9 protein-coding genes are annotated in these 14301 nt (G+C 52.1%); all 9 read left to right on the forward strand.

Annotated elements, in window-relative coordinates; translation table 11 throughout:
- Nucleotides 1-73 precede the first annotated feature (73 nt).
- The 9 genes from NNL21_RS21665 (at nt 74) to NNL21_RS21705 (ending at nt 14206) form a co-directional block, all read left to right on the forward strand.
- Nucleotides 74-2998 (forward strand): extracellular solute-binding protein, encoded by a 2925-nt coding sequence (locus tag NNL21_RS21665; protein ID WP_256555387.1) that lies wholly within the window; start codon nt 74-76, stop codon nt 2996-2998.
- A gap of 47 nt (nt 2999-3045) precedes the next feature.
- Nucleotides 3046-3996: a carbohydrate ABC transporter permease gene (locus NNL21_RS21670; RefSeq protein WP_204820356.1), complete on the forward strand. Its 951-nt coding sequence runs from the start codon at nt 3046-3048 to the stop codon at nt 3994-3996.
- A 5-nt stretch (nt 3997-4001) separates the two neighbouring features.
- Entirely contained in the window at nt 4002-4883 is an 882-nt protein-coding gene (locus NNL21_RS21675) for a carbohydrate ABC transporter permease (protein WP_204820355.1), read from the forward strand.
- 21 nt (nt 4884-4904) lie between these two features.
- The gene (locus tag NNL21_RS21680) at nt 4905-6998 is read left to right on the forward strand and encodes a YIP1 family protein (RefSeq protein WP_204820354.1); all 2094 of its coding nucleotides are present in this window, start codon (nt 4905-4907) and stop codon (nt 6996-6998) included.
- A gap of 15 nt (nt 6999-7013) precedes the next feature.
- Nucleotides 7014-9587 (forward strand): DUF5696 domain-containing protein, encoded by a 2574-nt coding sequence (locus NNL21_RS21685; RefSeq protein WP_204820353.1) that lies wholly within the window; start codon nt 7014-7016, stop codon nt 9585-9587.
- A complete protein-coding gene (locus NNL21_RS21690; RefSeq protein WP_204820352.1) occupies nt 9584-10471 on the forward strand; it encodes a carbohydrate ABC transporter permease in 888 nt (295 codons plus the stop codon). Before NNL21_RS21685 ends, NNL21_RS21690 begins: the two co-directional genes overlap by 4 nt.
- Nucleotides 10472-10757: 286 nt before the next feature.
- Nucleotides 10758-11708, forward strand: a complete 951-nt coding sequence (locus NNL21_RS21695; RefSeq protein ID WP_309145344.1) for a carbohydrate ABC transporter permease — start codon at nt 10758-10760, stop codon at nt 11706-11708.
- 45 nt (nt 11709-11753) lie between these two features.
- Nucleotides 11754-12998 carry an alpha-L-fucosidase gene (locus tag NNL21_RS21700; RefSeq protein WP_204820351.1) on the forward strand — a complete coding sequence of 415 codons (1245 nt, stop codon included), beginning with the start codon at nt 11754-11756 and terminating at the stop codon, nt 12996-12998.
- Between the two features lie 35 nt (nt 12999-13033).
- Nucleotides 13034-14206 (forward strand): Gfo/Idh/MocA family protein, encoded by a 1173-nt coding sequence (locus NNL21_RS21705; RefSeq protein WP_309145345.1) that lies wholly within the window; start codon nt 13034-13036, stop codon nt 14204-14206.
- Nucleotides 14207-14301: the final 95 nt, after the last annotated feature.

Here is a 14301-nt window from a genome sequence, read left to right on the forward strand (position 1 = left end):
AAACTTGTGGAAGGCGGTACTCCGAAGTGTGCAGCACTCGGAGTACTGTCTTGCATCCGGGAGGGGGCACGCTATGATACGAAAGTCCAAAACATATCGAATGGCGGCGGTAGTAGCCCTACTGACTGCTATTTGCGTCACTTTTCCGCAGCCCGTACCGCTTGTGACTGGGGACTATACAGGAGATCCAGCCATATCCGGATTAGAGCTTGGTTCCACGAACAAGGATGGATACGACCAATACCTGGCGCAATACGCCCAAGCTGCCAGACCCGAACGCGAGCTGACCATTCCCGGCGATACGTTCTCTAAGGCGGAAGGCATGCAGATCGACGTGGTGGACGGGATAGACGGAGCAAGCGGTAAAGTCGTTCAAACCGGTGAATCCGGGACTGTTTCATGGGAATTTGATGTGCCGGACGAGGGTCTGTATAACATCGAGCTTCGGTTTCGCCCTATGGAGGGAAAAGGTTCAGACATCGACCGTGAATTGATCATTGACGGCAAGCTGCCATTTGCAGAAGCCAAGAATCTCGTATTCCGCCGGTTATGGAAGAATAATGGTGAGACGGTTCGCGACGATAACGGGAACGACATGTATACTCCGCAAATGGAAGTGCCGATATGGCAAGAAATGTTCGTACAGAGCTCGGACGGACGCCACGGAGAGCCTTATTCGTTCTATTTCTCAAAGGGAAAACACGTCATATCACTCGTTTCCGCCAAGGAACCGATGATGATTGATTATATAAAGCTTCGCCAGACGGAGAAGGTTCCGTCATATCAAGATGTAGCGGAGCAGTATAAGCAGCAGGGCTACAAGGAGGCAGCCGATGCTCTTGTGAAAATACAGGGCGAGGCGGCCGGGATCAAATCAAGCGCCGTGCTTTATCCCATGATGGACCGCAGCAGTGCGGCCATGGAACCGTATGATGTATCCAAAATCCGGTTGAACACGATCGGTTCCGCGAATTGGTCGGAAGCGGGGCAATGGATAACATGGGACATTGAAGTGCCGGAGGATGGATTGTATAAAATCGGAGTGAAATACAATCAAAGCATTCAGCGCGGGGTGACGTCATACCGCAAGCTGATGATAGACGGTAAAGTGCCGTTCTCCGAGATGGAGAGTGTTGCCTTTGATTTCTCATCCGATTGGGAAATGAAAGAAATCGGTGATGGAACAAAGCCGTATCTCTTCTATTTAACCAAAGGGAAGCATGAGCTGCGAATGGACGTGACGCTGGGCGAGATGGCGCTGTATTTGCGCAGCATTGAATCGAGCGTGCTCGAGCTGAACACGATTTACCGGAAGATCGTCATGGTGACCGGCACGGTCCCTGACGAATACCGCGATTACCAGCTGGATAAGAAACTGCCCGAAATGATCGATTTGTTCCGTAAGCAAGCCGATCTGATCGCCACGATCGCAGCACGGATCGAGAAGACGACAGGCGGCAGCAGCGACCGGACCGCAACGTTGAATCGGATCGTGTACCAGCTGCGTGACATGGCGGACAATCCGAATACCATTACCCGCAGGCTGGAAACATTCAAGTCCAACATCAGCTCACTTGGCTCGTGGATTTTCTCGGTGAATTTCATGCCGTTATCCATCGACTATCTCGTTGTCGCCTCGCCAGATCGGAAGATGCCTCGGGCAGGCGCATCGGCATGGGGGAATTTCAAGCATCAGGCCGGCACCTTCTTCTTATCGTTCTTCAACGATTATAATGCGCTGGGTTCCTCTAAGGGGAATGGCAGCGACAAGATCAAGGTGTGGATCACGATGGGATTGGATCAAGCGAAGATCGTAAAGCGGATGATCGAAGAAACATTCACGCCGGATACGGGGGTTGCCGTCGATCTGCAGGTTGTGACCGAATCGGTCCTGCTGCAAGCGATGCTGGCGGGGCGTGGGCCGGACGTAGCCTTCTCTGTCGGCAATGATAAACCGCTGAACTATGCACTGCGCAACGGCGTAGAGGATCTGTCGAAATACCCCGGATTCGATGAGATGAAGAAGCAGTTCAGCGAAAGCGCCTTTGTGCCGTATTCATTCAACGGCGGCGTATACGCGCTGCCAAGCGATCAATATTTCCCTGTTCTCTTCTACCGGAAAGATATCTTGGAAGAGATGAATTTGGAAGTGCCGCAGACCTGGGATGATGTCTATGCCATGGTGCCGGAGCTGCAGAAGCAGAACCTGATATTCGGGTTCCCGATCCAGGTGCTGGTCAAGACGGGCTCAAACGTACAGGATAGCGCAAACTTACCGGTCAACTTCACGTTCGGTACGATGCTGTACCAAGAAGACGGGAAGCTGTACACCGACGATGGTAAAGCGAGCGCGCTCGATTCGGAAGAATCCGTGAAATCGTTCATCCAATGGTCCGAGCTGTACACGACGTATAAGCTGCCTCTGGAGACGGACTTTACCAACCGCTTCCGCAGCGGTGAAATGCCGATCGGCATCGCCGATTATACGAAATTCAATATTATTAGCGTCGTCGCACCCGAGTTAAAGGGCTTGTGGGACTTTACGCTTACGCCAGGCACCCAATTGCCGGACGGCTCCATTCGCCGTGATGTGCCTTCTTACGGAAGCGGGGCGGTCATGCTGAAGGACAGCAAGCATAAGGAGAGTGCATGGAAGTTTATGAAATGGTGGGCCAGCTCCAAGATTCAGGCCAAGTACGGTTTGGAGAATGAGGCGATATTCGGTCCTGCCGGGCGTTATGCGACCGCTAATGTCGAAGCCGTCGAACAGCTTCCGTGGCAGGTGAAGGACTACAAAACATTGATGGAGCAATGGAAATGGGTGAAAGGTATTCCGGAAGTGCCAGGCGGATATTTCACCGGCCGGCATCTCGACAATGCCTTCCGCAGCGTGGTCATCTCCAATGAAGACCCACGGGAAGCGATCGACAATTACACGAGATACATTAACGATGAAATCAAGAAAAAGCGTAAAGAGTTCGGTTTGCCGAATGACTAGAAAGAGGGGCGATTACCATTCCTGAGCCGGTCCAATCGAGCGCTGGTTTGCCAGCACAAGGCCGTCATGCTGCAGCTCCTGTCCGCAGGAAGCAGTACGGCAAGCTGGCGGAACTTGCGAAAAATGTTAAACAGCAAAGGCAAGGTTATATGCTGCTCGCTCCATTCTTTGTCTTATTCTTCATCTTCACCGCGTTCCCTGTCTTAATGGCCTTTGGACTCAGCTTCACGTACTACAACGTGCTGGAGTCGCCCAAATGGATTGGCTGGGAGAACTACGCAACGCTGTTCATTAAAGATGAAGTCTTCCTGATCGCCTTGAAAAACACATTATTGTTCGCGCTTATTACCGGACCGCTTAGCTATATCGCCTGCTTCTTGCTTGCCTGGCTGATTAACGAGCTATCGCCCAAAATTCGCACGATCGTCACGCTGCTTTTCTATGCGCCGTCGATTTCGGGCAATGTCTATTTGATTTGGCAGGTTGGCTTCTCAGGTGACTCCTTCGGTTACGTGAATGCCTTCCTGATCAAATGGGGGTTCATTCTCGAGCCGATTCAATGGCTGCAGGATCCCAAATACATGTTGATCATCATTATGATCGTTCAGCTGTGGCTCAGCCTGGGAACGGCCTTCCTAGCCTTCATCGCCGGCCTGCAGAGCATGGACGCTACCTTGATCGAAGCAGGTTCGATCGACGGGGTGAAGAACCGGTGGCAGGAGCTGTGGTTCATTACGCTGCCTTCCATGCGGCCCCAGCTGATGTTCGGAGCCGTCATGCAAATTACGAGCTCGTTTGCGGTTGCCGATGTGGCGACCAGCATGGTCGGATTTCCGAGTCCGCAATATGCGGCGCATACGATCGTTACCCATTTGAACGACTTCGGGACCATTCGGTTTGAAATGGGCTATGCATGTGCGATCGCTACCGTTCTGTTCGTGATTATGCTTGGCTCCAACATGGTGATTCAATGGCTTCTCCGGAAAGTAGGTGAATAAATGCCGTGAAACTTACGATACGTTTACGCAGAGAAAAGAAATTGAACCGTTCCATGCCTGTCGATCTGATCGTCTTTGCCTTGCTGGCTTGTTCAGGAGCGTTCATGGGGATTCCATTCGTATTCATGATCAGTACGGCATTGAAGCCTCTCGACGAGATGTTTTTGTTTCCGCCGACCTTTATCGTCCGCACACCGACGCTGGACAACTTTTATGATTTGTTTCTTATTTTTGCAAACTCGTGGGTGCCGCTTTCCCGCTATTTATTCAATACGTTCTTCGTCTCGTTCCTGGGGACAGCCGGCCATGTCATTCTAGCCTCGATGGCGGCTTACCCGCTTGCCAAGCTGAAGATTCCGGGCCGGAACTTCCTGTTTACGCTCGTCGTGCTGTCGCTTATGTTTGCGTCGCAAGTTACGTCGATTCCCAACTACTTGACGATCAGCTGGATGGGCTTGCTCAATACGTATTGGGCGCTTATTTTCCCGGCTTTCGCCACATCGTTGGGGCTGTTCCTGATGAAGCAGTTCATGGAGCAGATTCCGGATTCGCTCCTCGAAGCGGCCAAGATCGACGGCGCAAGCGAATATCGTATTTTCTGGCAAATCGTCATGCCGATCGTCAGACCTGCGTGGCTGACGTTAATTATCTTCTCGTTCAAGGGCTTGTGGGGAACAGGCAGCGGCAGTCAGGGCGCTTCCTATATCTACAGCGAGCAGCTCAAGACGATGGATTATGCCTTCAGTCAAATTTTATCAGGCGGATTTGTGCGTTCCGGTCCGATGGCAGCAGCTGCCCTTATTATGATGACCGTGCCCATTGCAATCTTTATTTTCACGCAAAGCAATGTAATCCAGACCATGTCGACATCGGGCATGAAAGATTAACGATAGAAGGGGGGAGCGTGCTTGGCTATCAGACAGGTTTCGGTATGGCTGCTCCTGCTTGGACTTCTTAGCGCCGGCATAGTATCTCCGGCAGCGGCGGCGATACCTGATTACGGCTACAACTACTCCTACTGGAGAGAAGCGGAGCCTGCGCCTTATCCGTATTTGGCGGAGAAGCAGATCTATGGATCGGCCTTGGGTATCGGAGATTTCAATGATCCGCAGGATGTTTTTGTAAGTCCCAATCAGCATATCTTTATCGCAGATACTAACAACAATCGTATCGTTCATCTGGACGACAGCGGAAAACTTGCGGGTGTTATCACCTCGTTCGATAACGAGGGCAAGAGCGACACGTTTAATAAGCCGTACGGGATATTCGTTGACCGCAACAACGATATGTTTATCGCCGATACGCAGAACGGGCGTATTGTTCAGTTGTCCGGTGACGGCAAGCTGATCAACGTGTACGGTGCGCCGGTATCGAGCTTTATTCCGAAGGGCTTTCAATACTTCCCGCTCAAGGTATCCGTGGACAAGACGAAGCGCCTCTATGTCGTGGCGCAGGGTGCCTATGAAGGCATTATGGAATTTGATGCGCAGGGTAATTTCCGTGGTTACGTCGGCACGAACAAGGTCCACTTCAGTCCGGCCGATCTATTCTGGAAACGCATATCGACGAAGGAACAGGCCAGCCAGATGCAGCTATTCCTCCCGGTTGAATTCGCCAATATGGATTTGGACGAACGCGGTTTCATCTATGCCGTTTCTTCGGAAGTGAATGCAGCCAAGCCCATTAAACGGATTAATCCCGGCGGGGAGGACGTTCTTCGGCGAGAAGGCTATTTTGACCCGATCGGCGATGTCTCCGCCATTCAGGTCGATGCTGCAAAGCAGCAGACAGCCGTGCAGAATGCGGGGAGCTCGACATTCGTGGATGTCATCTCCGACGAAAGCGGCATGTACAGCGGCCTTGACTCGAAGCGCAATCGCATATTTACGTATAACCGCGACGGCAATTTACTGTATCAGTTCGGTGGAGTCGGCATGAGTGCGAACAGCTTCCAGAAACCGACCGCAATGGATATGCAGGGTGATCGCATGGTTGTGCTGGAAGGCGGCTTGAACCGGCTGATTATCTTTGCGCCGACCCGTTACGGCATGCTCATACGCGATGGCGTCAAAGCGCATTTTAACGGCAAGGTCGATCAAGCCTCCGAGAACTGGGAAGCCGTTCTTAAATTAAACGCCAACTTCGATATCGCCTACATTGGAATCGGCAAGGCAATGCTGAAGAAGGGCGATAACAAGCAAGCGATGGAATATTTCAAGAACGGCAATAACCGGAAGTACTATTCTGAAGCCTTGAAGCGATACCGCTCGGAGTATATGTGGGAGAATTTCGGGGTTATCATGACCGTCTTGATCGGAATGCTGGCAGCCATTGTTGGCGTGCGCATCTACTGGGTGAGAAGGCAGCGGGCCGTGCACTTCGTGGATACCGGCGTGCTCAAGTCGCCCTTCCGTACGATGATCCGGCCATTCAGCGGCTTCTGGGAATTGAAGTACGAGAACAAAGGGCGAATCGGGATTGCGGTGTTCATTCTGCTCCTGCTGGTCATCACGATGATCTTGAAGCGGCAATACTCGGGGTTCATCGTCAATTTCAACAAGCTGGATGAGCTGAACAGCATCAACGAGCTGAAATTTATCGTCTTCCCGTTCCTATTGTTCTGTATCTCGAATTGGTCGCTCACGACGTTGATGGACGGGGAAGGGAAATTCAAGGATATCGTGATGGCTACGGGCTATGCGATGCTGCCCCTCGTGATCATTTTCCTGCCGCAAATTCTGTTAAGCAACTTTATTACCATCGACGAAAGTCCGTTTTATTACTTGCTGGATTCGGTCGCGTACCTATGGTTCATCTGGTTATTATTCATCGGGACGATGACGGTGCATCAGTATTCAATCGGCAAAACGCTGCTGACGTTGTTATTGACTGCACTTGTGATGGCCTTTATCGTCTTCCTGGGCCTCCTCTGTTTCAGCTTACTGCAGCAGATGATCACCTTCGTCAAGGCGTTGTATCGTGAAGTCATCGTTCGGTTGTAAGGGGAGGGATAAGGCTTGAGACGTAAAGCAGCGAGATGGATGCTGGCGGGTATCGTAGGGATCTGTTTGGTTTCGTATGTAAGCATACAGATGATTACAACCGTGAAGGGCGATACCAAGGCAGCTGACAATAAAGAGACAGACCGTGCGTCAAGCCCGGATCAGCAGGCTGAATCAGCCAGTGTTACCGGTACAATGGATACTAGCGTAAGCGGGCTAAACCTCGTGAAGGAAAATGAAGCTCTACAGCTGTATATCGATCCATCCACGACAGAAATCGCGATTAAGGACAAACGCAGCGGCCGGATGTGGTATTCCAATCCGTTGGACCGCGAGTCGGATGAGAAAGCGGAAGCGATTAATCGCGATAATCTATCGGCGCAATTATCCATTGTCTACAACAATGATAAAGGACAGACCTTTTATTCGAACAACTTTGCCGAGGCGATCAAGAACAAGCAGTTCGAAATCCTGACCACGGACAAGGGCGTCAAAGTGATTTACCAGCTGGGGAACTTCTCGAAGGGGATGGAAGCGATCCCGCAGTTTATTACCAAGCAGCGCATGGACGAGAAGATCCTAAGCAAGCTTCAGGACGAGGATATGAAATTCGAAATTGAAAAACGCTTCTTCCTCGACGAAGCCACGCAGATTTACAAGCGCAAGGAGATGCCGGATTATGTCGTGAAGGATGTTGTCGCCATTCTCGACATAGTCGGGTATACGGAAGAGGATGCCAAGCTCGACAATGAACAAAACAAAGGCGGGGAGCAGCAGTCTGCCGCATCCGCGAAGTTCACAATTCCGATCGAATACGGCTTGGACGGCGATAACTTCGTGGTTCAGGTTCCGGTCGGAGAGATCAAGGATTCGGCACAGTTCCCGATCTATTCCGTCCAGGTGCTCGAAATGTTCGGTGCAGCCGGACCGGGCCAGGATGGCTATATGTTTGTGCCGGATGGCTCGGGTGCGCTGATCAACTTGAATAACGGCAAGACGGCTGCTCTGCCCTATGAGATGCCGCTGTATGGCAAGGATCAGACGCTGAAGGATAAACCGGGCGAGGCGAAGCAATTTACGCAAAAATCGCGGCTGCCTGTGTATGGCATGAAACAGGGCGACCAAGCGTTCTTCGTCATCGTCGAAGAAGGCGACGCGGTTGCTTCCATCCTCGCGGATGTGAGTGGACGCGTCAATTCGTACAATCGGGTCAGCGCCTCCTTCCTGCTCAAGCCGATGGAGCTGTTTACGTACCGCGCAGGCCAAGTGAAGAAGGACAGTCCGATGTTTCCTGACATGTATAAGGGCAATATCAAGCTGCGGTATGCATTTCTGTCAGGAGAATCAGCCAATTACGTCGGTATGGCTAAGTATTACCAGGACTATCTGGTTGGCCGGCAGCAGTTGACGAAGCTGGAAGCGGCTTCAGATACGCCTTTCGTGCTCGATATCATCGGTTCCATTCCTGTACGCGAGACGTTTCTAGGCATTCCCTACCAATCCGTCAAATCGTTGACGACCTTCGAACAGGCAGAATCGCTGCTCGCGATGCTGAAGAAGAAGGACGTAAACAGCATTCAGCTTCGTTATTCGGGTTGGTTCAACAAGGGGATGAATCATGATTATCCCGACGATGTCACGATTGACTCTGTTCTCGGCGGTAAGGACGGCTTTCAGCAATTGGTCCGTTATGCCAAAGAGCAGCAAATCGACTTATATCCGGATGTCTCCTTCCTCCGGGTGTACCGGAGCGGACACGGATTTAAGCCGTCGCGCGACGGCACCCAGTTCTTATTCCGCAAAGGCATCAGTCAATATAAGTCCGATTTGGTGACCACGAATCGGGATACGCTGGCTTACTACCTGCTGTCGCCGAGGAAGCTCCTTGATCTGACCAGCGAGTTTATGAAGACTTACGAGAAGTGGGATGTCGGCGGGATCTCACTGCGCGACCTTGGCGACGATCTGAATTCCGATGTCAAGCAGGATGCGACCCTTGACCGGCAGAACAGCGCAGCGATCATTACGGAAAGCATGAAGCAGCTGAAAGAGCATGCAGGCAAAACGATGGTCAGCGGCGGAAACGCGGGCGTGCTGCCTTATGTTGCGACCATTGTGAATGCGCCTCAAGGGAGCAGTCAGTTGAACATTACGGATGACGAGGTTCCTTTCTACCAAATGGTGCTGCATGGTTATATCGATTATGCGGGCATGCCGATCAATATGAATCGTGATCAAAATTACAAGACGAGTGTGCTCAAGACGTTGGAAACCGGGTCGAATGTGTATTACCAATGGTTCTATGACAAACCGTCCTCGGTGAGAAATACGGAATTCGACGACTTGTATTCGGCGCATTATGCAAATTGGTTCAACGAGGCCGTGCGTTATTACCGCGAGACGAACGAAGTGCTCAAGGATGTCAGAAATCAGGCGATTGTCAACCACGAGAAGCTGGCCGATCAGGTATACCGCACGACATATGAAGGCGGGAAGACCATTACCGTCAATTATAACAAGGTGGCGGTTACCGTCGAGGGAGTGCGCATGGAAGAGGAAAGTTATGCGGTAGGTGGTGAACAACGATGATGAAAGGCGTTACCCTGTTACAAAAGAAATCGCTGCTCGGCGTACTGTTCGTCAGTCCGTGGTTTCTGGGATTCATATTCCTGTTTGCGATTCCGCTCTATCAATCGCTTGTGTACAGCTTCAACAACCTGGTGGTGGCGATTGGCGGGTTCGATACCGAATTTGCGGGATTGAAGTTCTATGAAGAGATCTTCTATAAACACCCGACGTTCAACCGCCTGCTGATGGAATCGATCGTTGATTTGGTCATTAACATCCCTTCCATTGTTATTTTTAGTTTGTTTGCGGCAACGCTGCTGAATCAGAAGTTCCGCGGGAGAGTGCTGGCGCGCGCGATTTTCTTCCTGCCCGTGCTGCTTGCGACCAATCTGCTTACCATTGAACAGAGCAGCGATTTGGCAACAGTCGCGCAGACGGTGACGGGCGGCGTTGATGGGGAAGGCTTGAAGAGCAGCGAGCTCGAAGCGCTCATGCTGCAGTCCGGATTCGGCAGCGGGATTACGAGCTATATTACGGGTTCTGTCAATCGGATTTACGAAATCATCAGCCATTCCGGGGTTCAAATCTTAATCTTTCTAGCGGGTCTTCAATCCGTGTCGCCGTCATTATACGAAGCGGCCAAGATCGAGGGTGCCACAAGCTATGAGTCCTTCTGGAAAATCACATTCCCGATGGTCAGTCCGCTTATTCTGACGAACATCATCTACACGGTAATCGATTCCTACAATTACAACAAGCTCAGTGTATTGATCAACGATACGGCATTCAAAGCGCTCGATTTCAGTCTCAGCGCAGCGATGTCATGGGTTTATTTTGGCGTGACATCGATTATCCTGCTCATCTTGGTTCGTGCAGTCTCAAGCAAAGTATTCTATTACGATTAGACTCTTAACACAAGCCGCTGCGCAGGCAGAATGTTCTTCCGATCGCTGTTGTTCCCGGTTTTCTTTGAATCTCAAGGTAAAGGTAGAACTCCGGGAACAAAGGCGACCGCTAACGCTTCTCCAGAATCATTCTTCCTGCTCCGCTCTTTATACTTTTCTTTCAGATTAATAATGAAAAACCCTAGTTTATGCTTACGAAGTGAGTTTCCTACGGAAACTCTTAGCTTATGCTTACGAAGTGAGTTTCCTACGGAAACTCTTAGGAGGGATTGTTCTGAAACACGCTGTGGTTAGAGCTGGCGCAACGGTTACCCGATTTGCGCAAGAGAAGCAGCCGCTCATCAAGATGCAGCATTGGGCTTGGATCCTCGTCAGGGCGACTCTAGTCACCGGGCTCTGTTTTGTCATCCTGTACCCGCTATTCTTCAAAATTTCGATCTCGTTTAAAGCGCGCGCGGATATGCTGGATCCGACCGTACTGTGGATCCCGAAGCATTTTACCTTGGAGAATTTCCGCTTCGCAGCCGAAACGTTGAACTACGCCGATACCTTTGTGAACTCCTTATTCATTTCACTGTTAACGACGGTACTGCAAGTTATTTCTTGCGCGCTGGCGGCATTCGGCTTCGCCCGGCTTAAGTTCAGGGGCAGCGGTATTCTGTTCGCGCTTGCTGTCTTTACGATTGTCGTTCCGTCTCAGACCTTGATGATTCCAACATATTTGAACTACCGGTTCTTTGATATTGCCGGTATTATCGGATTGTTCACAGGCACGAATGGCATAAACCTGCTGGACAGCTATTGGCCGTTCATCCTGCAGGCCGCGACAGGTATGGGGATCAAGAGCGGCTTATTCATCTTTATATTCCGTCAATTCTTCCGGGGCATTCCGAAGGAGTTGGAGGAAGCGGCCTACATCGACGGCTGCAGCGTATTCCAGACGTTCTACCGGATCATGCTGCCCAATGCTGTACCGGCGATTATTACCGTGTTCTTGTTCTCGTTCGTATGGATGTGGAATGACAACTATTTCGTCTCGCTGCTGCTGACGCGGATTAAAGTATTATCCACGATGCTGCCAACGATGTGGACGGCCACACAGTTCGAGGATGGATTGTATGCCTATATGATCAAGAATACGGGCGAGCTGCTGTTTATTGCTCCTATAATCATTCTGTATATGTTCGTGCAGCGATATTTCGTGGAAAGCATCGAACGGACCGGCTTGGTCGGGTAATAGACGCCAACAATATTCGAAGAGGAAAGCGAGAGAAGCGTGAATATGGATACAACCGTATTGGCTAAACCTTCTGTTCAGCAGATGGCCTGGCAGGATCTGGAGTTCGGCATGTTCAGCCATTTCGGCATGAATACCTTCTGCGACCAGGAATGGGGAGAAGGCAACGATTCGCCGGCATTGTTTAATCCGGTGCAGCTGGATGCCCGCCAGTGGGTACGGACGGCGAAGCAGGCTGGATGTAAATACTTGATTTTCACGGCAAAGCATCACGATGGCTTCTGCCTCTGGCCGACGGCAACGACCGATTACTCGGTCAAGTCGAGTCCATGGAAGGACGGCAAGGGCGATGTCGTGCGCGAGGTAGCCGATGCATGCCGCGAGGAAGGACTGCTGTTGGGCTTGTATTTGTCGCCGTGGGACCGTCACGAGCCTTGTTACCCGGACAAAGACGCCTATGACGATTTCTATGCTGCGCAGCTGACCGAGCTTCTGACACAGTATGGCCCTCTCGTTGAGGTGTGGTTCGACGGAGCAGGCTCCGAGGGCAGGGAATATGACTGGCCGCGTATTATCGGACTGGTGAAGCAATATCAGCCGGATGCGATGGTGTTCAACATGGGCTCGCCGACCATACGCTGGGTGGGCAATGAAGACGGAGTCGCCCCTTACCCGTGCTGGAATACAGCCGAGACGGCACGAGAAAGCATGTACACGGAGGAGAAGGTCTCTTGGATCGAAGGGACGCCTGCATGGGTGCCGGCGGAATGCGATGTGCCGATCCGCAGCCGTCATTGGTTCTGGCATCCGAATGACGAGAGCAGTCTGCACAGCCTGGAGCATCTCTTGGATCTGTACTATCGTTCAGTTGGCCACGGCGCAACGCTGCTGCTCAATGTGGCGCCGGATGACCGCGGTCTGCTGCCGGACGTCGATGTCTGGCGCATTATTGAGCTGGGCGACGAAATCCGCCGCCGGTTCGGAGCTCCGATAACGTCCACAGCGGGCGAAGGTAAGGAAGTCACGCTGGAGCTGGATCAAAACCAGCCTGTCGACCACGTCATTCTAATGGAAGATATCGCCCATGGTGAGCGCGTCAGGGAATATGTTCTGGAGGCCTGCTGCGGGAATGAGTGGGTGGAGCTGGTGAGCGGAAGTGCCATCGGCCATAAGAAGATCGATCGGTTTGAGACTGTTCATACAAGCTTGCTGCGCGTCCGAGCAACAAGCTGCGTAGAGACCCCGATCCTCAGACGTTTCGCGGCTTATCACGTAAGCGGGCAGCAGTAGAAGTCCCTGGGGATACAAAAGGAGAGTAGAAGCGGATGAGCAAAGTGAAGGTAGCGCTGATTGGCGCCGGTCTTCGGGGGGGCGGGTACACCCATTATGCCTTGAAGCATCCGGAGATGATGCAGGTGGTGGCCGTAGCGGATCCGAACGACGAACGTAGAGAGAGGATGCGGAGCAACCACAGCATCGATCCATCCCGGAGCTTCTCCGGTTGGCATGAGCTGCTTGCGCAGCCAAAGCTCGCGGATGCCGTTCTGATCTGTACGCAGGATCGTATGCATTATGAACCAACGATGCGGGCGCTGGACATGGGGTATCACGTGCTGCTGGAGAAGCCGATGTCGCCCGATCCACAGGAATGCATGGAGATGGGGGAGAAAGCGCGCCAGTGCGGCCTTATTTTCTCGATTTGCCATGTGCTTCGCTACACCAAATTTTTCGGAACCATCAAGCGGCTCCTTCAAGAAGGGGCGATCGGCCGGCTGATGTCCATTCAGCATAACGAGAATGTGGCCTACTGGCATCAGGTGCACAGCTTTGTTCGCGGCAACTGGCGGAATGCAACCGAATCGAGTCCCATGATCGTGGCGAAGTCATGTCACGATATGGATATCCTGCTGTGGCTTGCCGGGGAGGATTGTCTCCGGGTGTCCTCGTTCGGCGCACTGTCTTATTTCAAAGCGGAGAATGCGCCCCCGGGGGCGCCGCTTCGCTGTACGGACGGCTGTCCTGCAGCCGACTCATGCTTGTATTATGCGCCGGATATCTATCTTGGCGACAATCCGGGTTGGGTCGCGGATGCGATCAGTGATGATCCCAGCCCAGCGGCTCGCTTGAAGGCCTTACAGGAAGGGCCATACGGACGCTGTGTCTATCACTGCGATAACGATGTTGTCGATCATCAGGTCGTCAACTTTGAATTTGAGAAGGACATTACCGCCACGTTCACCATGACGGCATTCACGAAGGATTGCACCCGAACGCTGAAATTAATGGGTACGGAGGGCGAGATTCGCGGGGCGATGGAGAAGAATGAAATCGAGCTGATTCGTTTCGATCGCGAAGCGCCGGAGCAAATTACGCTCGAATATCCGGTGGGCCATGCCGGTCATGGAGGAGGCGACGAGGGGCTGATCGCCGACTTCATCCAGCTCATATCCGAGGGCGGCAAGAAAAGCGGGTTAACCTCGGCCCAGAATTCGGTGTAAAGCCATCTGATGGCCTTTGCGGCGGAGCGGGCGAGAGTGGAGCAACGGGTCATCGCGATGAAGGATATGTACGCCATTCGAGGTTAGTGAAGCTT

Origin of the sequence: Paenibacillus mendelii, assembly GCF_024498075.1 — a bacterium.
Lineage (GTDB): Bacteria > Bacillota > Bacilli > Paenibacillales > Paenibacillaceae > Paenibacillus_Z > Paenibacillus_Z mendelii.